We start from the raw sequence: 22,716 nt of genomic DNA, 5'->3' as shown, positions 1-22,716 counted from the left end.
ATGTTAAAACAAGCCGTTAGAAATATAAAAAATGCGTATTTAACTCCTTTTGGAATAGCTATAAATGGTCTAACGATTTTATTTTATGGAATATTATTATCTTTAAATAATACGTATCAACGTTTGCCAATATATATAATTATTTTCATAGTGTTATGGTTGATCATTAATATTATATCCATTCTACAAGAGAGAAATAAGAGTATTAACCTTAGTAAAAAACACGTCCTTACTTATATGATAGTAAACGTGTTGTGTGGTTACAGTTTGATAATCGCGTTTATTTCAATTTATTTTATAGGGGCAACTGTTAATGAATTTAATGTATTTAATTATTGGTTATATTTATTAATTATACTCTTAGTATCATGGATAGGATTTCATCTCTTTTGCATTAGTTATTTTAAAGTTATTGACTTATCAATTAATAAACTAATACAAGTAATAGGAATTATTCTTATCATTTTATCTATTATTTCTTTAATTTACTTTGCTTTTATCGTTCCAATTACAGATGGTGAAAATATGTTTATAGTTGGTGGAATTATAGCTTTATTATGTGTATATGGTCTTTTAACTAGAAGCTATTACAATTATTCATGGTATTTATATCTGATGAAAAATGGGGAAGAGGAAGTGCAATAATGGAACTGGGAATGTTAATCATGCCGTATTGTGTGAAAATTACATATGAAATTGATGAAAATGATGATTGGTTAGAAGGTTTGGATACGATAAATGATTTTTTTATGGATAAGGATATTTATCCTACGGGACCTATAGTATTTCAAAGAAAATCTATTGGTTTAGGTGAATTTAAATACACAGCCTATATTTCGTTAAACAATGAATTACAAGATATACCTGAATTAAATATTGAATATATTGATGTTTTAGAAGTAGGTCCAACATTATCTGAAAAGTGTTTTGATGAAGAAGAATTTGAACAAGTATATAGACAAATTGAAACAGCTGCAAAAGATAATGATATATCGATTAAAGATGAGCCTTACTATCATGTAATGGTAGATTATTTTGGTGGTACGGCATTTGAAATATATGCTCAGTTAGAAGTGAATGATGGTGAAGTAAATGAATAAACATAGTTATTCAACTATAATGTTGAAACATGTTGCCTACAAAACATATTTTGATGTAACTGAAAGTGACTTTGAGAGCGTATTTTTGAACTTTAATAAGTTATTAGAACGTAAAGGAGTAATTGCTAAAAGCCCGTTACATTTTGCGGTTACTCAAGTGGATTTACATAAGAATTCAAATATTGAAGTTTTTATAGCGGTCAATAAGCCATTCGAGTCATGTGAAGAACTACAGTATAGAACGTATTTCTATATTAACAATTTACTTCAGGGTCGCATATCCTCAAATAATTTTGTTAAAGATGAAATAGAATTGTTAAATGAAATGCAGACATTTGCCAAAGAAAATAATTTGACATTTATTTCACCTTACTATCATATATTCAAGACTAACTATAAGAATGAAAAAGCATGGGTAGAAGTTAAAGCAAAAGTTTATGAAAATGAGTAAATTTTTCTAATAAGAACGGAGAACTTTAATGGTATTTGTAGTATTAATAGGGTTATTTATTCTCTTTTATACAATAATTTTTGTGAGTTTATTAAAAACAGAGGGTTTTGCAATTTTACCTTTATGTATTGATTTACTCATTTTAATATCGATTATTGTTTTTTATTATATAGGTGGATATTTAAAACCTAAGGATTTAAGTAATTATCTTATGTTTACTATGTATGGTTCATATGTATATATGTATTTTGCAATAAAATATTTTTGGATAAAACCAAAAGTAGTTGAGTATGTCATTCTAAAAGAGCATTTAAACTCAGATGAAGATTTGGAAGAACGTGAATTAAATTTACAAACTGCTAGAGTTAGATCAGTATACTATTTTATTATTTCAGTGATGCTTTTCATTATTACAAAATTAAGGATGAATATTGATTTGAAGGATGATGCAGTTTCTGTGAATTCAACTTTGATGTTAATTGGGATTATTATAATAGTTTTATGGTTGATTATTGATTTTTATAGAAAGGGCCGTTATGGTATTTTCTTATTTAAAACAATAGTTCCTCTAACTGTTACTATTTGGATTATTATAACAACCTTAATTTTATAATAGTTTAATAAAATCAAATGATAGGGAGATACATATTATGAAAAGAGTTTTAGTTATATTATTGATGTTAACGATAGTTTTAGCAGGGTGCAATAATGGGGAAAAATATAAAAAAGATATTGATAAAGTTTATAAAGAACAAGAAAAGCTCAACAAAGAGATTTCACTGTTTAGTGATAAAGTAAATACTAAAATTGATCGAGATAAAAGTAATACTCATGTTTATAAAGATGGAAAAGTTATCATCATTGGCATTCAATTATTTAAAAAGGAGAATAAATTACATTACTTCTATTATAATATTAAGGATGGCAAAGCAAAATTTGATGAAGAAGCGGATCCAATGAAATATATGAAAAAACATGATGCTGATTATGAGGAAGAAAATCAAAAAGTTGAAAAGAAATAAATTAAGTAGTCAGTTGAAAATATAATTATTAATAATTTTAATGAAATAGTTATATCGTTGGTAATATCTTCGATTAATCTATATGAAAATGAATGAAATTTTCATATAATTGAATCATAGAATTTATATTTTATTAATCTATTTACTTAAGGAGAATTGTACACATGGAAAAAGATGGAAAAGCTCTAAAGGTATGGGCGTGGATTTTTATAGTATTAACGGTTATTTTACCATTATTTGCAATAGGGAGCATACTTTGTAGTATTAAATATAAAAAATACGAAGAGAAAAAAGGCGCGCAATTACTACAAATATCAATTATTGTTGTAGTAGTTGTTGTGGGTATAAATATAATTAGAATGTTTACTTAAAATGAAATGCACTATAACCATAGCAGTATATTCAATATAAGAAATTTATCAATATTATACTGAAAACGGAAGTTTTAAAATGGTTTAGTATTTATATTAGAGATTTATTTCCTATATTAATTTAGGAGATAAATCTTTTTTTTGGTTATCAATTTTTATCGAAAATAATACTAATTGATAAGTGAGACAAGTTGGACTATAAAAATAATTAGTATTTTTCTTTTAAGCATGAATTATTAAGTGTTAATAGAACTTAAAAAACGAGTGAATTACTTAAGAATTTTGGTAATGAGTACTCTATAGTTATCCTTTTTAAAAGGAGTTTATTAATGAATAAATATAGAATATATAAAGATGCTTATTTGGTACCTGTTAGTATAATAAATATTGTTTCTTTTTTTATAATAATTACAGGTTTTGTAGTATTAGAAGGAATTAATAAGGCAACACCATATATATACCTTAGTCTAATAATCATCTTATTCATTTGGATTTTAAACATAGTTTTCTATTTTAATGATTTTTATTTTGAAATTCGTAATGCCAATAGAGAATCAAAAATTTTATTGAAATCTTATTTATTTAATAATGTAATTTTCGGCTTAAGTATACCATATCTAATTTCAATGATTTATTTTACAATAGTACTATTTAACGATATTAATATTTATAATTTTTGGTTTAAAAATACAGCAGTTTACATTGGATTTATTTTAATTTTAACGACTTTCATAGTATACGCTAATAAAATTTTAAATATTGCTATTTTAACAATATTTCTTATATTGGGTGTGGTTTATATAATGATTAATTGTTTCACTTTTCCATCTTTAGAACAAAGCAAGTATTTTTTATGGTTTCAACTTATAGTACTAATATTAAATCTATTTTATATATTAAGAGTTATATTTATTTATCATTATTTAAGCCAGAGTCGTTGATTTTAAAAATGCAATAAGAATATAAATAAGATTTTATATGGTTATAAAAAAGAGTAATGTGAATTTTCATAGGGAATTTCTAAAACTATTATGATCTTAAAAATCGAAGCACCATATTTGTTTTAGTTTATATTTGAATATAGATAACATGACTAAATCAAATTTCATAACTAATTGGTCAGAAGTAAAAGTTAAAGTAGGTACTAAATAAAAATGTACAGAGGTGAAATATGACAATAGTTATAACTATAATAATCGTATTATTATATATGATTTCCTCGTATATAAGTAAAAATAATGATGATTTTAACACTAAAAGGTTTTACATTTGTATAGTGAATTTAAGTATACTTTTAATAATTTTTATATTAAGTTATTTCAATAATACTAAATCGTTAAATGAAAATCTTTTGCTCAGTTCATATGTATATATGATTTTAGCTGTTAGAAGTTATTTTGTGAAAATGAGAAAGACGTTAATTATTAAGAAAATAAAACATTCTAATGACCATATTAGACAAAGTAACCTTAAAGAAAAATTAGAATTTTTAGGAACTTCAAAGAATAGAGGATTTCACTTTTTCTATATTTCCATTTGTTTGTTTCTAATGACAATTATATTAAATAATAATGAATTTATAAGAAGTGATGATGAATTTTATTCTTTCGTTGCTGTAATAGTTGTATTTTACTTGATATTTACATTCATACAGATGATATTTTATTTAATTAAATATAAAATTGTTACACATCATATATTAGTTTCTATTTTGTGTGCTATTTGGGTGAGTATTAGTATCGCCTTGCTACTTAATTAACATTATGTATAGTGGGTAACATTTTTTTTGATATATATGAAGTGAAAATTAAATAATAAGAACATTCAATATTTTTATAATTGTCTAGTTTCATTGAATTAGAAACAGTAATTTTATTTAGATTGGATCGAATAAGAATATATAGTCATATGTTAGGGGATAAAAATGTCTACTGCGGAATTTTTAGATGATATAAGAAAACCAGGAGCTCAAGTACTTAGTATATTTTTATTTTTAATATTGAGTTATGCATCATTGGTATTTCTTTTTGGTGCAAATATTGAAGATATGTATTTAGGATTAAGAATATTTTTGATAGTTCAAATCATTATTATAATTATAAGTGTTATTCAATTTAAAGATTTTTTCAAATACGAAAATATAGATAATAAGTTTAAGGTAAAGAAGTATGCGAAATTTCTAACAACTGTTAATATTTTAAGCACTTATAACGCTATTTTTATGTTCCATAATATTTTCTATGTATTAGCACTACAAAGTAAATACAATTTAGAAAATTTTTGGTTAGTAACTACATCAATAGTTTTACTTTTTTGTATTTTAGACTTAATCAGTAACATGTTTATTTTAATCGATGTACCCTTTATTGAAAAATTTATAGATAATAAATTAATTGCAAAATTGGGTATTATCTTCAAAGCATTAGCACAATTAATATTTGTGGAGAAGATTATTGAATATTTTATGCTTCCATATTATTTAGACAATAAATTTACTATAATAGCTTCAATCCTCATTATTCTCTCAGCAAATGTGGTTGCCTTTTTATATATGAAAAAGTATGCGGATTTTAAAGCTATAATTATAGAGGATTAGATGACAGAATCTAATTGAGAGAATTAAATGCTAAATAAATTCAATTTTCCAACTACCTTCACACAATATAGAAGATGAGAGTATTAAGTTTATAACTTAGTATTCTCATCTTTTTTAATACGTACCACATTGGAATTGGTCCCGTTTCAAATACGTATTTCTCGGGAAATAGTTTATTAATGCTTAAATTGATTATTTCTATAAGGAGAATGCATCATGATTGTTGCGATTGTTATTTTGATTTTTGTCTCGTTTTTCTTTTCGGGAAGTGAGACGGCTTTAACTGCGGCAAATCGTACTAAATTTCAAACGGAAGCTAAGAATGGTGATCGAAAGGCCAAAGGGTTAACTCGACTATTAGACAATCCGAGTGAGTTTATAACTACAATCCTTATCGGTAATAATGTAGCAAACATTATTTTACCTATATTAGTGACGATTTTAGCTATTCGAATGGGGGTTAATATAGGAATTGCAGCTGCCATTATTACGATAGTGATTATTTTAATTTCGGAAGTGATTCCAAAATCAGTAGCCGCGACGTTCCCTGACAAAATTTCACGTTTGGTTTATCCTGTGATCAATATTTGTGTCATTGTTTTAAAACCGATAACAGTATTATTAAATAAAATGACTGACGGAATTAATCATATGTTTTCTCGAGGAAAGCCAGTTGAAAAACGTTTTAATAAGGAAGAAATACGTACGTTATTAAATATTGCTGGGCGAGAAGGCGCCTTTAATGAAGTGGAGAATGCACGTTTACAAAATGTAATGGACTTTGAGAAATTAAAAGTAACCGATGTAGATACAACGCCACGTGTGAATGTAGTGGCATTTTCAAAAGAAGTGACTTATGATGAAGCATATGAAACTGTAATGAATGAACCGTATACACGTTATCCAGTATATGATGAAGATATTGATGATATTATTGGCGTCTTTCATTCAAAATACTTACTTGCGTGGAGTAAGAATAAAAATGATAGGATTACGAATTATGCTTCAAGTCCACTATTCGTTAATGAGCATAATCGTGCGGAATGGGTCTTACGTAAAATGACAGTGACACGTAAACATTTAGCCATCGTGCTTGATGAGTATGGTGGCACCGATGCGATTGTGTCACATGAAGATTTAATCGAGGAATTGTTAGGTATGGACATTGAAGACGAGATGGACCAAGAAGAGGAAGAAAAATTGAAAAATCAAAAGTTCCCGCAAAGTGTGGAACGACGATAACTGAGTTGTAAAGGGGAGAGCATGATGTGGAATGATAATGACATGACTGAACGACTAGGCGTGCGCTATCCTATTATCCAAGCAGGGATGGCTGGTAGCACTACACCTCAACTGGTTGCGACTGTCAGTGAACAAGGTGGTTTAGGCACGATTGGTGCCGGTTATTTTAATGCTGAAAAGTTGGAAAAAGAAATTCAAGAAGTGAAACAATTAACTGACAAACCATTTGGTGTGAATTTATTTGTTCCTAGCGAGAATCATTATTTACCAGATCAAGTTGAGCATATGAATGCATGGTTGAAACCCTATCGACGTGCATTTAACTTAGAAGAACCTGTAGTAAATGTGACCGAAGAAATACAATTCAAGCAAGCGTTAGACATGATTATTAAATATCAGGTGCCAGTGTGTTGTTTCACATTTGGTATTCCTGACCATGAAACGATACAGAAACTTAAAGAAGCGAAAGTAACATTGATTGGTACAGCTACTACTGTAGATGAAGCCATTGAGAACGAACGGGCCGGTATGGATTTAATTGTCGCTCAAGGTAGTGAAGCGGGTGGACATAGAGGGTCATTTTTAAACAATGGGAAGTATGAACCAATGATTGGAACGATGTCTCTCGTGCCCCAAGTGGTGGATGCAGTGTCGTTACCTGTTGTCGCTGCAGGAGGCATCATGGATGGGCGAGGTCTTCTTGCAAGTATGATGTTAGGTGCTCAAGGTGTTCAAATGGGTACGGCGTTCTTAATTACTGATGAAAGTGCTGCGAATGATTTATTGAAAAATGCCATCCTAAATAGTAAAGAAACAGATACAGTTGTTACTAAAGTATTTAGCGGAAAGTATGCGCGAGGTATTCATAATGCGTTTATCGATGAGATGAATCAATATGATGGAGAAATTCCTGATTATCCTATTCAAAATCAATTGACGAATAGTATTAGGAAAGCAGCTGCTAAAGATGGTAACCCAGAACTCACACATATGTGGAGTGGTCAGTCGCCACGACTTGCTGAGAAAATGCATGCGGCAATGATTATGGATAAAGTTGTATCACAAGTTGAGGAAAGATTAAAACAGAATTAAATCAAAATAGTGTCACAATTGGAGGGGACTCGGACAAAATTTGTTGTTTGAGTCTCCTTTAATATATTGGCAGTAGATGGCTGAATTGAAAGTGCACTTAAATTTTACTTCCCTCAATCAAAGTAAAAGTGATTCGATTTTAATCATTAAAGAATATGTAAATTTTAGATTGATAAAGTGAATCGCTGATTTATTGTATGGTATCATGTTGGTGGTGATAAATATGATAGAAATAGGTCTTACTGGTTGGGGAGACCATGATACATTATATGAAGATTTAGAGCGTAAAACGGATAAGCTTAGGACTTATGCCAGTCATTTTCCAATAGTGGAACTGGATGCTTCATATTATGCGATTCAGCCAGAACGAAACATATTAAAATGGATAAATGAGACGCCCAAGCGCTTTCAGTTTATCGTGAAAATACATCAAGCGTTAACGTTACATGCGGATTATAAAGATTTTGCAGAGACGCGTAACGAATTATTTGAACAATTCAAGGCCATGATTCGACCTCTCAAGGAACATGGCAAACTGGCAATGGTATTAGTTCAAGTTCCACCGTGGTTTGATTGTAATGTTCAAAATATTAATTACATATTATATGTGAGGAAACAGTTAGAGGATTTCCCAATGTGTGTGGAATTTCGACATCAATCTTGGTTTGATGAACGTTTCAAAGAGCAAACATTGTCTTTCTTAATGGAACACCAAATTATTCATTCTGTAGTTGATGAACCACAAGTGAAAGAAGGAAGTATTCCATTGGTCAATCGTATCACTCATGAAATTGCCTTCGTTCGTTATCACGGTCGTAATAGGCACGGCTGGACGAAGAAGGATATGACTGATCAAGAGTGGCGAGATGTAAGATATTTGTATAATTATAACGATGAAGAACTTTCAGATTTAGCACAAAAAGTGAAAATTTTAAATCATAAAGCTAAAAAGGTTTATGTCGTTTTTAATAATAATTCTGGTGGTCATGCTGCTCAAAATGCTAAAACGTATCAAGATATTTTAGGTATTGATTACGAAGGATTAGCACCACAACAATTAAAATTATTCTAAGAGGCGAAATGTCATGTTATTAACTATTATTTTATTAGTACTTATCGGAGGCCTTTCTGCAATACTTGGTTCAATCGTAGGTATAGGTGGAGGCATCATCATAGTACCAACACTTGTTTACTTAGGCGTGAATCATCATTTACTTCACGGTATCACACCACAGATTGCTATTGGTACATCTTCAGTCATTCTTATCGTTACCGGATTGTCTTCTTCCTTAGGATATTTAAAAACGAAGCAAGTCGACATTAAAAATGGGTCAATCTTTTTATTTGGGTTGCTCCCGGGGTCTCTGATTGGTTCGTTTTTGAGTAGATATTTAACATTAGATTCTTTCAATTTATATTTTGGAATATTTATGATTTGTGTAGCCATTTTACTGATGGTTCGCCACAAAATTAAACCATTTAAAATCTTTGATAAGCCTCAATACGAACGTACATATGTAGATGTGGAAGGGAAAACTTATCATTACAGTGTGCCACCACTCTTTGCCTTTGTAGCTACTTTATTTATTGGAGTACTTACTGGACTATTTGGTATAGGTGGAGGCGCACTTATGACACCACTGATGCTCATCGTCTTTAGATTTCCACCTCATGTGGCTGTAGGTACAAGCATGATGATGATTTTCTTTTCAAGTGTGATGAGTTCAGTTGGACACATTGTGCAAGGCCATGTAGCGTGGGGTTACTCTATTGCGTTAATTATTTCTAGTATTATTGGTGCACAAATTGGAGTGAGAGTGAATCGCTCAATTAAATCTGACACTGTTGTCATGCTATTAAGAACAGTGATGTTACTTATAGGTGCATATTTAATTATCAAATCGCTATTATAATTTGATAAGCGCTTCTACTTTTAGATAACGTATTTAAATGCTAAAGTAAAAAATAAGTACATAATAATCAATGATTGAAGAGGGGGTCTAGTTATGGAGTTAACGATTTATCATACAAACGATATTCATAGTCATTTAAATGAATATGCACGTATTCAAGCCTATTTAGCCGATCACCGTCCGCAACTTCATCATCCCTCACTTTACATAGATATTGGTGATCACGTTGACTTATCAGCGCCTGTTACAGAAGCCACTCTAGGTAAGAAGAATATTGAACTACTGAATGAAGCGCACTGTGATATTGCGACCATTGGTAATAATGAAGGTATGACTATTTCTCACGAAGCGTTGCAAAATCTTTATAACGAAGCGAAGTTCAAAGTGATTTGTGCGAATGTGTTTGACGAGCAAGGTCAGTTACCTAACCAAATTGCTTCTTCCTATATTAAAGAAATTGAAGGCGTACGCATTCTATTTGTAGCTGCGACAGCACCGTTCACGCCTTTCTATAGGGCGTTAGATTGGATTGTGACGGATCCTCTAGCCGCTATTAAAGACGAAATTGATGCACAACAAGGTCAGTTCGATATTTTAATTGTTATGAGCCATGTCGGTGTGTTCTTTGATGAGAAATTATGCCAAGAAATTCCTGAAATTGATGTTATTTTTGGGAGCCATACGCACCATTATTTTGAAAATGGAGAAATCAACAATGGTGTTTTAATGGCTGCGGCTGGAAAGTATGGGCATTATTTAGGCGAAGTCAACCTTACTATTGAGCAAGGTAAGGTAACTGATAAAAGAGCAAAGCTTTATCCACTTGACGGTTTACCTCAGGTAGAAACGCACTTTGACGAAGAAGGTAAAGCACTATTAAGTGAACCTGTGATTAACCATCATGTGAAATTGCAGAAAAAAACAGATATGATTACTGAAACATCATATTTACTTGCTGAGAGTGTGTATGAATTTACCCATGCAGATTGCGCGATAGTGAATGCAGGCTTAATTGTAAATAGTATAGAAGCGGATGAAGTGACAGAGTACGACATTCATCGCATGTTACCACATCCTATCAACTTAGTGAGAGTACGATTAACTGGCGATGAATTAATCCAAGTGATTAAGAAAAGTCAAAAACAAGAGTACATCTATGAACATGCTCAAGGTTTAGGATTTAGGGGAGACATTTTCGGAGGATATATTCTATATAACATAGGTTTCATTGAGTCAGAAGATCGTTATTTTGTTAATAATGAGGAAATTCAAAGGGATAAGCAGTATACATTGGGCACTGTTGATATGTATACATTTGGGAGATATTTCCCCATTTTAAAAGGGTTACCAACTGATTATATTATGCCTGAATTTTTAAGAGACATTTTTAAGGAAAAGTTGCTTAGTCTTTAAATTTAACGTATATTAGATTTTAATTTATTGTTAATTTCGTTATAATATACGGAGAGAGAATAAACAGGAGGGTATGCGTTGTTATGGCGACTAAAAATGAAGAAATTTTACGTAAACCGGATTGGTTGAAAATAAAGCTTAACACGAACGAAAACTATACTGGCCTCAAAAAGATGATGCGTGAGAAGAATTTACACACGGTTTGTGAAGAAGCCAAGTGTCCTAATATACATGAATGTTGGGGAGCAAGACGTACAGCTACGTTTATGATATTAGGTGCAGTATGTACACGAGCATGTCGATTCTGTGCGGTAAAAACAGGGTTACCAAACGAATTAGACTTGAACGAGCCAGAACGTGTTGCTGAGTCAGTGGAGTTAATGAACTTAAAACACGTGGTGATCACAGCAGTAGCACGTGATGATTTAAGAGACCAAGGGTCAAATGTATATGCTGAAACAGTACGTAAAGTAAGAGCGAGAAATCCATTTACAACGATAGAAATTTTACCATCAGATATGGGTGGTGACTATGAAGCACTTGAGACATTAATGGCTTCAAGACCAGACATTTTAAACCATAACATCGAAACAGTTCGTCGCTTAACGCCAAGAGTTCGTGCGCGCGCAACGTATGATAGAACATTAGAATTTTTACGTCGTTCTAAAGAATTACAACCAGATATTCCTACAAAATCTAGCTTAATGGTTGGCTTAGGGGAAACAATGGAAGAAATTTACGAAACAATGGATGATTTACGTGCAAATGATGTAGATATTTTAACAATTGGTCAATATTTACAGCCTTCTCGTAAACATCTTAAAGTTGAGAAATACTATACACCATTAGAGTTTGGCAAAATGAGAAAGATTGCTATGGATAAAGGATTCAAGCATTGCCAAGCAGGACCACTTGTACGTAGTTCATATCATGCCGATGAACAAGTTAACGAAGCGGCTAAAGAAAGACAACGTCAAGGGGAAGAACAATTAAGTAAATAAATCTATTTTAAAAGAGGTCGGGACAAAGACGTTTAGGGTTTGAACAGAGTAACTTAACGATAATTGTCCTAACCTTTTTTATATTAATAAAATTAGGTGAAATCATGATTAAAGTGGAAGAACAATACTTTGAATTAATTGAAGAATATAGAGATTGTTTTGATGAAGAAATTTTTGCATCGAGATATTCAGATATTTTAGACAAATATGATTATGTGGTCGGCGACTTCGGATATGATCAATTACGTTTAAAAGGGTTTTATCAAGATAATAATAGAAAAGCTGAAATTAGCAAGCGTTTTTCAAGTATTCAAGATTACTTGCTAGAATATTGCAATTTTGGATGTCCTTATTTCGTATTACGACATATTCCGGCCGATGAACTGATTGAAGAAGTAGAAGATGAAGAAGTGCTTATAGATAAACTTCATGATGTTAAAATACAACCGACCATTCAAGATACTGAAAATAAAGATGAACATAAATAAAAGTCCGTTAAGTCGAGTCAATATACCTCGATTTAATGGACTTTTTGCTTTAATATTTTTTGAATTTGAAGGTGATAAACTTTCGGTCTATACAAGCTCAACTGAATCTTTCTTCAATTATTGAATGACCTCATTTAAATATTCGATAATTTCATCGCCTTCTTCTTCTGTAACGCCTAAAATATGCGCAATATAACGCTCTTCTTCTATATCATCAGTACCGATTATTCCAAATTTATTTGTTTGCATGTTCAATACGAGTGTTTTACCGTAATGTCTATCTGTTTGAACGAGCATTAAATCATAACGACTGTGTTCGCCAACAAATCCCACGAATTGAACTTGGCTTTGTTCTTCGTCATCGTATAAGTACATATCAATCATGCGTGATGCGCTCCTTTATTTTCCAAAAAGTGTTACGTCTAAGTATAACGACAAATGAAGAGGACTGCAAAATTATGATATGATAATCATGATAGACGTATGAAGAGGTGACTAGGGAATGTATTTCGTAGATAAAGATAAATTAACTCAGAAATTAACATACTTACAAAATTTAACGCAAGACTATGGTGAAAATAAAGAAAATCATTATGCATTTGAGAGAATTGCACAAATGTTAATAGAATCTTCTGTGGATATTGGAAATATGATTATTGATGGATTTATATTAAGAGACCCAGGTAATTATAAAGATGTGATTGATATCTTAGAATTGGAAAATGTCATTTCTAAAGAGACTCAAACTCATATTAATGACACGGTAGATGTGAGAAAACAGTTTGCTCATGATTATACAGAATTAAATATTGAAGAAATCGCTCCTTTATTTGATAAAGCTTTACCTTATTATAAGCAGTTTATTCAAGAAGTTGCGCAATTTCTTGAGAGTGAGAATGTCCCAATCACTGCATTCGGAAAAGGAGAGAATAAATAGTGAAGCATTATAAAGCATATTTAATCGATTTAGACGGTACCATGTATAAAGGTACAGATGAAATTGATGGTGCAGCACAATTTATCGATTATTTAAATCAAAACAATATTCCGCATTTATATGTAACGAATAATTCAACGAAAACGCCAGACGAAGTAACAGAAAAACTTCGCAATATGAAGATTGATGCTAAACCAGACGAAATTGTGACCTCAGCACTTGCGACTGCTGATTACATTTCAGAAGAACATCCTAATGCTTCTGTTTATATGTTAGGTGGTAATGGACTGAAAACAGCTTTAACTCAAGCTGGACTTACAGTCAAAGATGATGAACACGTAGATTATGTGGTAATTGGTTTAGACGAAGAAGTCACTTATGAAAAGCTCGCTGTTGCTACACTTGGCGTGCGTAATGGTGCTAAATTTATATCAACTAACCCAGATGTTTCTATACCTAAAGAAAGAGGATTCTTACCAGGTAATGGTGCAATTACTAGTGTTGTCAGCGTTTCAACAGGTGTTCAACCTCAATTTATTGGGAAACCAGAACCTATCATTATGAATAAAGCGATAGAAATTCTTGGGCTAGATAAATCAGATGTTGCTATGGTTGGTGACTTATATGATACAGATATTATGTCAGGAATTAATGTAGGTATTGATACGATTCACGTTCAAACAGGCGTAACGACATATGAAGAGATTCAAACTAAAGACGTTCCACCTACACATTCATTTGCTGATTTAAATGTTGCAATCTCCGAACTTGAAAAGTAAACCTAGATAATAAGAGCGTTAATAGAATGTGCAGAATAAGATTTTACTTTTTGGGAAGTAATGGAGTGATTAAATGAATAAAATACTGATTACCAGAAAGGTTCCGCAACCATTTGTGGAACAATTAGAACGGATTGGCAATGTTGTCATGTGGGATAAAGAACTAACGCCCATGCCTAGAGAAGCATTCCTAGAGGAAATCAAAGACGCCACGGCATGTTTGAGTACTTTAAGTGAAAGAATAGATGAAGAAGTATTAAAAGAAGCATCAAACCTTAAGGTTATTGCGAACATGGCAGTCGGATATGACAATATCGACGTAAATAAGGCAAGTCAGTATGGTATAACAGTAACAAATACGCCTCATGTATTGACTGAAACAACCGCTGAATTAGGGTTTACATTGATGCTTACTGTGGCGCGACGAATTATAGAAGCGGCAACATATGTGCAAGAAGGCCAGTGGGAAAGCTGGGGACCGTATCTACTTTCAGGCAAAGATGTTTATGGTTCAACAGTTGGCATCTTTGGTATGGGCGATATTGGTAAGGCATTCGCTCATCGGTTGAAGGGGTTTAATACACGTATTTTATATCATAATCGCTCTTGTCATTCAGATGCTGAAAAGGAATTAAACGCCACATATGTCACTTTCGAAGAATTGTTAAAAGAGAGTGATTTTGTGATTTGTACAGCACCATTGACTCAAGAAACGGAAAACAAATTCGACGCTAAAGCTTTTGAGATGATGAAAAATGATGCCATATTTATCAATATTGGGCGAGGTGCCATCGTTGATGAAGAAGCATTAGTTGCAGCATTACAACGTCATGACATTTTAGCTTGTGGCCTGGATGTTTTACGTCAAGAACCTATTGATATGAATCATCCATTGTTACAACTACCAAATGCAGTGGTGTTGCCTCATATCGGTAGTGCTTCTCGCCGTACACGAGATCGAATGATTCAACTTTGTGCTGATAATATTTTAGCCGTTTTAGAAAATAAACCACCAATCACTGCTGTGGAATTTAAAAATTAGATAGACATAAAAGCTCATGTAATCATAGTTTGAAGCACGTGTTTTGATTACGTGAGTTTTTTGTGGCTTAATCTAACAATTTTGTTATACAGTCTGTAATTGTCTATTTATCTGTTTAGTTTTAAAATGATGTTGTTCTAATAAAAGTGAGAACGTTCAATCGTTTAAAATACGTGATGACTTTTTTATTCGTCATTCAATATTAAGATAGCTCATTATACAAAGATTATAAAAATTGAATTGAATTATAATTCGAATACGATTATAATAAATTGTAAAACTAAAATATAAAAGTAGCTTTGTATTTTAAAAATCACGGTTCAAAACGTTAGATTTTAATAGACGTATTTTATATAAGCAGAATAGTTGTTTATGAACGAATAAAATAGTCCAAGTTTGAGAGGTGCTATATGAAAGCTAAAGGTAAAGAACCTAACAAGCATTTTGAGAAAATGAAGCCTTACTTACTAACATTATTATATTTAGCTATATTTATAGCTTTGTATTTAATATACGGTAGTGGCGATACACATAATAACTTCATTTATAATGAATTCTAATGAGGGAGAGTAATTATGGCAGAAATAATTAATACGTTAAACCATTTCGTTAAGGTACAACCTGAAGCGATTGCGGTTAGACATACAAATGAAGTCTTAACTTATAAAGAATTAGATCATGCATCAAGTAAGCTAGCGCATCAATTACAAGATAGTAAGAAACCAATGGTCTTATATGGTCATATGTCTCCTTACATGATTGTAGGTATGATAGGTGCAATCAAAGCAGGTTGTGGTTATGTACCTATTGACACATCAGTTCCAGAAGAACGTGTGAAAATGATCATTGAAAAGGTACAACCAGAATATATTTTCAATACTTCAGAAGAAGATGTAGACCAATCTATTGCTGAAGTCATTTCTATCAAAGACGTTAAGGAATCTCAATTTCCAATCGTTTTCGATAGCCAAATGAAAACAAATGACGTTGTTTATACCATTTTTACATCTGGTTCGACAGGTGAGCCTAAAGGTGTACAAATCGAATATGCAAGTTTGATTGAATTTGCAGAATGGATGGTTTCACTTAATAAAGCAGGCGAAGGTAAAGAATGGCTTAACCAAGCGCCATTCTCGTTTGATTTATCTGTAATGGCGATTTACCCATGTTTAACATCAGGCGGAACTTTAATTTTAGTAGACAAAGATATGATTAAAAAGCCTAAACTACTAAATGAAATGTTAGTCAATACGCCTATTAATGTGTGGGTTTCAACTCCGTCATTCATAGAAATGTGTTTACTATTACCTAATCTTAATGAGGAACAATATGGTAGTTTAAATCAATTCTTCTTCTGTGGAGAAATCTTACCTCATAGAACAGCGAAAGCATTAGTAAGTAGATATCCTAACGCTACAATTTATAATACTTACGGTCCTACTGAAGCGACTGTAGCTGTGACTAGTATTCAAATTACACAAGATGTATTAGATCAATACAATCCATTACCAGTTGGTGTGGCTAGACCTGGTACTACTTTATCAACCACAGATGAAGGCGAACTTGTCATTGAAGGTCAAAGTGTGAGCTTAGGTTACTTGAAGAATGAAGAGAAAACTTCAGCTGTTTTCAATTTTGAAGATGGTACAAGAACATATCATACAGGCGATAAAGCTAAAGAAGAAGACGGACAATGGTTTATCCAAGGACGTATTGATTTCCAAATCAAGCTTAATGGTTATCGAATGGAACTTGAAGAAATTGAAACACAATTGCGTCAATCTCAATATGTAAGAGAAGCGATTGTTGTACCAGTTTATAAAAATGGTAAAGTTGTACATCTCATTGGCGCAGTTGTGCCACATGAACCAGTTGAAGATAATTTAGCAATGACGACGAACATCAAACATGAACTTAAATCTCGCTTACCAGAGTATATGATTCCGAGAAAGTTCGAATGGATGGAACAGTTGCCACTTACTTCAAATGGTAAATTAGATCGTAAGAAGATTGCAGAGGTAGTTAACGGATGATTCCATATGGAACGTTTACCTTCTTCTTAATTGCTTTTATTGTACTTATTCCAGTTATTATACTCGGATTTTTAGGTAAGCGAAGTTATATTTATAACGGTATAAGTACTGCCATTATGATTGTGTTAATCTTCTCTTCAGATAAACACAATTTATTCGGTCAAAAGTATTTAAGTGTACAACTATTGAGTTTTATTATTTATGTTATTTGGCAAGTCGCATTGATTATGTTCTACTATAAATCAAGACAGAAGAATAATACATTTGCTAAGTTTGTAACTGTAATGGTTTTATCCATTCTACCTTTAGCTTTGGTTAAAATATTACAAAGTACTTGGTTAGGCGGACATCAAATTCATTTTCATGAGAGCAAGTTAATCGAATTTGTTGGATTCCTTGGTATTTCATATGTCACATTTAAAAGTGTTCAATTAATCATGGAAATTCGTGATGGTTCAATTAAAGAAATTAAAGTAGGGAAGTTAATTCAATTTATTTCATTCTTCCCAACGATTTCTTCAGGGCCAATCGATCGTTATAAACGCTTTGTTAAAGACGATAAAAAGGTACCTACAGGTGGAGAATATAGAGAACTTGTTCTTAAAGCTATCCACATGATTATGTTAGGTTTCTTATATAAATACATTATTGCGTATTTCATTCAAGTTTATGCGGTTAATCCGTTACAATTAAACTTACATGGCTTTACGCACATGTGGTTATACATGTACGCGTATAGTTTCTATTTATTCTTCGATTTCGCAGGATACAGTTTATTTGCGATAGCAGTAAGTTATTTATACGGAATTAAAACGCCACCGAACTTTAATCAACCATTCAAGGCTAGAAATATTAAAGATTTCTGGAACAGATGGCACATGACTTTATCGTTCTGGTTTAGAGATTGTATTTACATGAGATCATTATTCTATATGTCTCGTAAGAAGTTATTGAAAAGCCAATTCGCAATGTCTAATATGGCATTCTTCTTGAACTTCTTTATCATGGGTGTATGGCACGGTCTTGAAGTTTATTACATTGTATATGGTTTATACCATGCGGCATTGTTCATTGGTTATGGCTATTATGAACGTTGGCGTAAAAAGCATCCACCACGTTGGCAAAATGGATTTACAACCGCACTAAGTATCATTATTACATTCCATTTTGTAACATTTGGATTCTTAATTTTCTCAGGTAAATTTATTTAATAAAGGAGTAATTAATTATGGAATTTAGAGATCAAGTATTAGATTTATTAGCAGAAGTTGCTGAAAATGATATTGTAAAAGAAAACCCAGACGTTGAAATCTTTGAAGAAGGAATTATTGATTCATTCCAAACAGTTGGTTTACTTTTGGAAATTCAAAATAAATTAGATATTGAAGTTTCAATTATGGACTTTGATAGAGATGAGTGGGCAACTCCAAATAAAATCGTAGAAGCATTAGAAGAATTACGATGAAATTTAAACCTTTTTTACCTATCTTAATCAGTGGCGTGATATTCATTATTTTTGTTCTTTTACCAGCCAGTTGGTTTACAGGACTAGTAACGAATAAAACGCTAGCTGATAATAGAATTTCTCTAACTGATCAAGTTTTAAAAGGCACGCTCATTCAAAATAAATTATTTGAGTCAAATAAGTATTATTCTATCTTTGGTTCAAGTGAACTTGGTAAAGACGATCCATTTAATCCGGCAATTGCTTTGAATAAACACAATTCAAGCAAACAAACATTTTTACTCGGTACAGGTGGATCAACAGATTTGATTAATGCTGTTGAATTGGCATCTCAATACGATCAACTTAAGGGTAAGAAATTAACATTTATAATTTCTCCACAATGGTTTACAAACCATGGTTTAACGAACCAAAATTTTGATGCTCGTATGTCTCAAACTCAAATCAACCAAATGTTCAATCAGAAGGATATGCCAGCTGACTTAAAGAAACGTTATGCACAAAGATTATTACAATTCCCGCATGCTCACAACAAACCTTATTTAAGAGAGCAAGCGAAACATCCTGAAGACATTTCCGGCAATTACATTTCAGCATTCAAAGAAAATCAACTTGTTAAAATTGAAGCGATTAAATCTTTATTCTCATTCAAGCAACCTCCATTAGCACATGTTAAACCTGCTACTAAAGAGGATGCATCATGGGATGAGATGAAAGATAAAGCGGTTGATATCGGTAAGGCAAATACTAAAACAAATCGTTTTGATATTAGAGATCCTTACTGGAAATTAATTAAAGAAAATAAACGTAAAGTTAAACGTGATTATGAGTTCAATATTAATTCTCCTGAATTCGATGACTTAAAATTATTAGTACAAACATTGCATGAAGCAGGTGCAGACGTACAATATGTAAGTATTCCATCCAATGGTAGATGGTATGACCATATCGGTATTGATAAAGATCGACGTGAAGGCGTTTATAAAAAAATTCATTCTACCGTTGTCGATAATGGTGGTAAAATTTACGATATGACTAATAAAGATTATGAAAAGTATGTAATTAGTGATGCTGTCCATATTGGCTGGAAAGGTTGGGTCTACGTAGATCAACAAATTGCTAAACATATGAAAGGTCAAGATCCAAAAAATCAAAAAAAAAAAAACTATAAAAATAAACCACCACACGATACACACAAAGACCAAAAACATCATGAGAAAAAAGAAGATAAAAAATAATAAAGATTAAAAAGAAGCCAAACACTAACTCAAATTGGTGAGTCTCTGAAAAGTTTGATTAAAATCTGACTTTCAGGGTACATCTCACAAAGTAGTGTTTGGCTTTTTTGTTATAAAAAATAAGCGCTCATTAGAGCACTTATCGCGTTTCTTATATATTGAATTAGAATACTTGTTCTACTTCGATAACGCCTGGAACTTCTTCGTGAAGTGCGCGTTCAATACCAGCTTTTAATGTGATTGTAGAACTTGGGCATGTACCACAAGCGCCGTGTAGTTGTAATTTAACAATACCATCTTCGACGTCTACGAGTGTACAGTCACCGCCGTCACGTAATAAAAAAGGACGTAAGCGTTCAATGACTTCAGCTACTTGATCGAACATTGTTGCATTCTCAGTAGGCATGAGACATGTCTCCTTTCAAGTCATTTATTTCATAATCATTATTTATTCATTATAATAGATTCAGTAGTAAAAATCTATAAAACAAGATGGGGGATTTTGATGACTAAAATTAGTGTTGTTGTGTATGGCGCTGATGTGGTGTGTGCGAGTTGCGTTAATGCACCAACCTCAAAAGATACATTTGAGTGGTTACAACCATTACTTAAAAGAAAGTTTCCTGAACATCATTTTGAGTTCACATATATTGATATCAATAAAGATAAAGAGAATTTGACGGATCATGATGAACAGTTTATTGAAAGAATTCATGAAGATGAGCTATTTTACCCTTTAGTGACAATGAACGATGAATATGTCGCTGATGGATACATTCAAACGAAGCAAGTCACACGTTTTATTGACACTCACTTTGAAAATTAATTGAATATACAAATTGAAGGCAGGTTCTAGAATAAATAGAACTTGCCTTCATAAACATATTTAACCATTATGATATTTATAAAGCCATAATACGCCGGACTTAAGTATAGAAGCTAAACGTCCAGTCACCGTGCGATCCATAATGTACGCGAAACCTTGTTTGTCTCCAAGTGATCCTAAGAAACCTTGAATTTTAATTTCAGGCATCTTTTCAGGAAGTGGTTCATTATTCCACTGTTTCTTGAGCACATCAGCAATTTGATCGCCTTGATATTCAGCTAATTGAGCACTTGGTGCATGAGGAAGATCTGCACAATCGCCTACGACGTAAACATTTTTGTATGTTGGAACTTGATGATATTGATTAAGAATGACACGTCCGGTATTACTGATATCGATAGGTAAATTTCTAACCACTTCAACAGGTTGTATACCAGCAGTCCATACTACTAAATCAATGTTTTCTGGTTCTCCATTATTATAAATTTTCCCTGGTTCAACGCGATCAATGATTGAATTTGGTACTACAGTAACATTATGTTTTGAGAACCAATTTGATATGTATTTACTTAACTTTTCAGGAAAATTTCTTAAAATACGTGGACCTCTGTCATAAAGTAAGATTTCTAAATCTGAGCGACTTTCACGTAGCTCACTTGCTAATTCGATACCACTTAATCCTGCGCCAACGATACCTACGCGAGCGCCACTTGGTAATTCACTAATACTATGGAAAGTATCACGAGATTTAGACAAAGTCTGAATACTATGCGTGTATTCCTCTGCACCTGGTACATTATGATATTTATCTTCACAACCAAGACCTATAATAAGTTCATCGTAGTCAATTTTTGAATTTCCTACTGAGATAATTTGTGCGTCCAAATCGATGTCATTTATTTCTCCATAAACCGTATTAATTTGGTTATTATCAGGAAAGCGCATGCGCACATCTTTGTCGGATTTCGTTCCTGCTGCCAATGCATAGAATTCAGGCTTTAAACCGTGGAATGGCATACGATCGACTAACGTCACGTTGTACCCCTCGGGAATTGAATTAGGTAAAATACGTGACATAATTCGCATATTACCGTAACCCCCGCCTAGTAATACTAAGTTTTTCATTACCTTATACCCCTTTATTCAACATATTTTATTTATTAATTATTGAGACCCTTTTAAAAATATCTTTCATGTACCCGTTAACATCAAAGATAACTTTCGTAATATTTACTTAACCCCTGAATTTTAAAGTAAATATGTATGTGTAACACTATTATATCGGTTTTTCAAAATGACTACAAACAAATGTAGAATGCAATTTAATTTGTAAAAATAGTAAAAATGTAGGTTGTAGAAATCGTCAAGCTGACGGATAGTCATAGAGGCAGTAACTTTGTTATAATATGTGAACTAATAAATATTAAGAAGGTGTCTTATGTTCCCGTTAGTAGAATTTTGTGTCTCGAATATGGCAAAGGGCGGAGATATTGTCTACGAAAAACTAGAAAATGATCCAGGTGTTGATGTATTAGAATACGGATGCCTACAAAATTGTGGGATATGTTCTAGTGGGTTGTATGCACTTGTCGATGGTGATATTGTTGAAGGTGATACACCGGATGATTTATTAAATAACATTTATAAACATATTGAAGAAAATGATATTACGAATATGTTTTAATGAGAAAAGCAAATCATATTAGA

The 22,716-nt window shown here is 32.0% G+C and carries 28 protein-coding genes; 25 read left to right on the top strand and 3 right to left on the bottom strand.

What is annotated here, in order from left to right:
- The 15 genes from HMPREF3264_RS09035 to HMPREF3264_RS08960 all read left to right on the top strand — a co-directional run bounded on the left by HMPREF3264_RS09035 (nucleotide 1) and on the right by HMPREF3264_RS08960 (nucleotide 12,689).
- Entirely contained in the window at nucleotides 1-645 is a 645-nt protein-coding gene (locus tag HMPREF3264_RS09035) for a DUF5079 family protein (RefSeq protein ID WP_002441708.1), read from the top strand.
- The gene (locus HMPREF3264_RS09030; protein WP_037541228.1) at nucleotides 645-1,100 is read left to right on the top strand and encodes a DUF5085 family protein; all 456 of its coding nucleotides are present in this window, start codon (nucleotides 645-647) and stop codon (nucleotides 1,098-1,100) included. The genes HMPREF3264_RS09035 and HMPREF3264_RS09030 overlap by 1 nt, the downstream gene beginning before the upstream one ends.
- Complete coding sequence (locus HMPREF3264_RS09025) at nucleotides 1,093-1,551, top strand: DUF5085 family protein (RefSeq protein WP_070873091.1); 459 nt, start codon at nucleotides 1,093-1,095, stop codon at nucleotides 1,549-1,551. Before HMPREF3264_RS09030 ends, HMPREF3264_RS09025 begins: the two co-directional genes overlap by 8 nt.
- A 28-nt stretch (nucleotides 1,552-1,579) precedes the next feature.
- The gene (locus HMPREF3264_RS09020; protein ID WP_002441714.1) at nucleotides 1,580-2,164 is read left to right on the top strand and encodes a DUF5080 family protein; all 585 of its coding nucleotides are present in this window, start codon (nucleotides 1,580-1,582) and stop codon (nucleotides 2,162-2,164) included.
- 37 nt (nucleotides 2,165-2,201) lie between these two features.
- The gene (locus HMPREF3264_RS09015) at nucleotides 2,202-2,573 is read left to right on the top strand and encodes a cystatin-like fold lipoprotein (protein ID WP_002441717.1); all 372 of its coding nucleotides are present in this window, start codon (nucleotides 2,202-2,204) and stop codon (nucleotides 2,571-2,573) included.
- Nucleotides 2,574-2,737: 164 nt separating this feature from the next.
- Nucleotides 2,738-2,944 (top strand): hypothetical protein, encoded by a 207-nt coding sequence (locus HMPREF3264_RS09010; RefSeq protein WP_070873089.1) that lies wholly within the window; start codon nucleotides 2,738-2,740, stop codon nucleotides 2,942-2,944.
- Between the two features lie 329 nt (nucleotides 2,945-3,273).
- Entirely contained in the window at nucleotides 3,274-3,885 is a 612-nt protein-coding gene (locus HMPREF3264_RS09005) for a hypothetical protein (RefSeq protein ID WP_002441721.1), read from the top strand.
- A gap of 983 nt (nucleotides 3,886-4,868) precedes the next feature.
- The gene (locus HMPREF3264_RS08995) at nucleotides 4,869-5,540 is read left to right on the top strand and encodes a DUF5079 family protein (protein WP_070873085.1); all 672 of its coding nucleotides are present in this window, start codon (nucleotides 4,869-4,871) and stop codon (nucleotides 5,538-5,540) included.
- A gap of 216 nt (nucleotides 5,541-5,756) precedes the next feature.
- Nucleotides 5,757-6,782 (top strand): hemolysin family protein, encoded by a 1,026-nt coding sequence (locus HMPREF3264_RS08990; RefSeq protein ID WP_070873083.1) that lies wholly within the window; start codon nucleotides 5,757-5,759, stop codon nucleotides 6,780-6,782.
- A 24-nt stretch (nucleotides 6,783-6,806) separates the two neighbouring features.
- The gene (locus tag HMPREF3264_RS08985; protein WP_070873081.1) at nucleotides 6,807-7,874 is read left to right on the top strand and encodes an NAD(P)H-dependent flavin oxidoreductase; all 1,068 of its coding nucleotides are present in this window, start codon (nucleotides 6,807-6,809) and stop codon (nucleotides 7,872-7,874) included.
- A gap of 223 nt (nucleotides 7,875-8,097) precedes the next feature.
- Nucleotides 8,098-8,946, top strand: coding sequence for a DUF72 domain-containing protein (locus HMPREF3264_RS08980; RefSeq protein ID WP_070873079.1), 849 nt, complete (start codon nucleotides 8,098-8,100; stop codon nucleotides 8,944-8,946).
- Between the two features lie 13 nt (nucleotides 8,947-8,959).
- Nucleotides 8,960-9,787 (top strand): sulfite exporter TauE/SafE family protein, encoded by an 828-nt coding sequence (locus HMPREF3264_RS08975; RefSeq protein WP_002441733.1) that lies wholly within the window; start codon nucleotides 8,960-8,962, stop codon nucleotides 9,785-9,787.
- 93 nt (nucleotides 9,788-9,880) lie between these two features.
- Nucleotides 9,881-11,200 carry a bifunctional metallophosphatase/5'-nucleotidase gene (locus HMPREF3264_RS08970; RefSeq protein WP_070873077.1) on the top strand — a complete coding sequence of 440 codons (1,320 nt, stop codon included), beginning with the start codon at nucleotides 9,881-9,883 and terminating at the stop codon, nucleotides 11,198-11,200.
- A gap of 83 nt (nucleotides 11,201-11,283) precedes the next feature.
- A complete protein-coding gene (gene lipA / locus HMPREF3264_RS08965) occupies nucleotides 11,284-12,201 on the top strand; it encodes a lipoyl synthase (protein ID WP_070832159.1) in 918 nt (305 codons plus the stop codon).
- A gap of 104 nt (nucleotides 12,202-12,305) precedes the next feature.
- The gene (locus HMPREF3264_RS08960; RefSeq protein ID WP_002441738.1) at nucleotides 12,306-12,689 is read left to right on the top strand and encodes a YutD family protein; all 384 of its coding nucleotides are present in this window, start codon (nucleotides 12,306-12,308) and stop codon (nucleotides 12,687-12,689) included.
- A 117-nt stretch (nucleotides 12,690-12,806) separates the two neighbouring features.
- On the opposite strand, the gene HMPREF3264_RS08955 is transcribed toward HMPREF3264_RS08960, so the two are convergent.
- On the bottom strand, nucleotides 12,807-13,073 hold the full coding sequence (locus HMPREF3264_RS08955) for a DUF3055 domain-containing protein (RefSeq protein WP_070873075.1): 267 nt from the start codon (nucleotides 13,071-13,073) through the stop codon (nucleotides 12,807-12,809).
- Nucleotides 13,074-13,191: 118 nt separating this feature from the next.
- Between HMPREF3264_RS08955 and HMPREF3264_RS08950 the strand changes: the two genes are divergently transcribed.
- The 8 genes from HMPREF3264_RS08950 to dltD all read left to right on the top strand — a co-directional run bounded on the left by HMPREF3264_RS08950 (nucleotide 13,192) and on the right by dltD (nucleotide 20,183).
- Complete coding sequence (locus HMPREF3264_RS08950; protein WP_002441743.1) at nucleotides 13,192-13,626, top strand: DUF86 domain-containing protein; 435 nt, start codon at nucleotides 13,192-13,194, stop codon at nucleotides 13,624-13,626.
- Nucleotides 13,626-14,405, top strand: coding sequence for a TIGR01457 family HAD-type hydrolase (locus HMPREF3264_RS08945; RefSeq protein WP_002441745.1), 780 nt, complete (start codon nucleotides 13,626-13,628; stop codon nucleotides 14,403-14,405). The genes HMPREF3264_RS08950 and HMPREF3264_RS08945 overlap by 1 nt, the downstream gene beginning before the upstream one ends.
- Before the next feature lie 73 nt (nucleotides 14,406-14,478).
- Nucleotides 14,479-15,447, top strand: coding sequence for a 2-hydroxyacid dehydrogenase (locus HMPREF3264_RS08940; RefSeq protein WP_070873073.1), 969 nt, complete (start codon nucleotides 14,479-14,481; stop codon nucleotides 15,445-15,447).
- A gap of 410 nt (nucleotides 15,448-15,857) precedes the next feature.
- A complete protein-coding gene (locus HMPREF3264_RS08935) occupies nucleotides 15,858-16,007 on the top strand; it encodes a teichoic acid D-Ala incorporation-associated protein DltX (protein WP_002441749.1) in 150 nt (49 codons plus the stop codon).
- 15 nt (nucleotides 16,008-16,022) lie between these two features.
- Complete coding sequence (gene dltA / locus HMPREF3264_RS08930) at nucleotides 16,023-17,480, top strand: D-alanine--poly(phosphoribitol) ligase subunit DltA (RefSeq protein ID WP_070873072.1); 1,458 nt, start codon at nucleotides 16,023-16,025, stop codon at nucleotides 17,478-17,480.
- Nucleotides 17,477-18,691, top strand: a complete 1,215-nt coding sequence (gene dltB / locus HMPREF3264_RS08925) for a D-alanyl-lipoteichoic acid biosynthesis protein DltB (RefSeq protein ID WP_044466326.1) — start codon at nucleotides 17,477-17,479, stop codon at nucleotides 18,689-18,691. Before dltA ends, dltB begins: the two co-directional genes overlap by 4 nt.
- Nucleotides 18,692-18,708: 17 nt before the next feature.
- The gene (gene dltC, locus HMPREF3264_RS08920) at nucleotides 18,709-18,945 is read left to right on the top strand and encodes a D-alanine--poly(phosphoribitol) ligase subunit 2 (RefSeq protein ID WP_002433359.1); all 237 of its coding nucleotides are present in this window, start codon (nucleotides 18,709-18,711) and stop codon (nucleotides 18,943-18,945) included.
- Nucleotides 18,942-20,183: a D-alanyl-lipoteichoic acid biosynthesis protein DltD gene (dltD, locus tag HMPREF3264_RS08915; protein WP_070873070.1), complete on the top strand. Its 1,242-nt coding sequence runs from the start codon at nucleotides 18,942-18,944 to the stop codon at nucleotides 20,181-20,183. Before dltC ends, dltD begins: the two co-directional genes overlap by 4 nt.
- Nucleotides 20,184-20,346: 163 nt before the next feature.
- Here the strand turns inward: dltD and HMPREF3264_RS08910 are convergent, their stop codons facing one another.
- The gene (locus HMPREF3264_RS08910) at nucleotides 20,347-20,589 is read right to left on the bottom strand and encodes a NifU family protein (RefSeq protein WP_002433501.1); all 243 of its coding nucleotides are present in this window, start codon (nucleotides 20,587-20,589) and stop codon (nucleotides 20,347-20,349) included.
- A 99-nt stretch (nucleotides 20,590-20,688) separates the two neighbouring features.
- Here HMPREF3264_RS08910 and HMPREF3264_RS08905 point away from each other — a divergent pair, with 99 nt between their 5' ends.
- Nucleotides 20,689-21,009 (top strand): YuzD family protein, encoded by a 321-nt coding sequence (locus HMPREF3264_RS08905; RefSeq protein WP_070873068.1) that lies wholly within the window; start codon nucleotides 20,689-20,691, stop codon nucleotides 21,007-21,009.
- 60 nt (nucleotides 21,010-21,069) lie between these two features.
- Here the strand turns inward: HMPREF3264_RS08905 and HMPREF3264_RS08900 are convergent, their stop codons facing one another.
- Nucleotides 21,070-22,134 carry an NAD(P)/FAD-dependent oxidoreductase gene (locus HMPREF3264_RS08900; protein ID WP_002441759.1) on the bottom strand — a complete coding sequence of 355 codons (1,065 nt, stop codon included), beginning with the start codon at nucleotides 22,132-22,134 and terminating at the stop codon, nucleotides 21,070-21,072.
- A 313-nt stretch (nucleotides 22,135-22,447) separates the two neighbouring features.
- Here HMPREF3264_RS08900 and HMPREF3264_RS08895 point away from each other — a divergent pair, with 313 nt between their 5' ends.
- Complete coding sequence (locus tag HMPREF3264_RS08895) at nucleotides 22,448-22,693, top strand: YuzB family protein (protein WP_070832133.1); 246 nt, start codon at nucleotides 22,448-22,450, stop codon at nucleotides 22,691-22,693.
- Nucleotides 22,694-22,716: the final 23 nt, after the last annotated feature.

This window comes from Staphylococcus sp. HMSC62A08, assembly GCF_001839105.1.
Classification (GTDB): domain Bacteria; phylum Bacillota; class Bacilli; order Staphylococcales; family Staphylococcaceae; genus Staphylococcus; species Staphylococcus caprae.
Note: the sequence above shows the minus strand (reverse complement) of the source record. Positions and strands in the feature narration are given on the sequence as shown.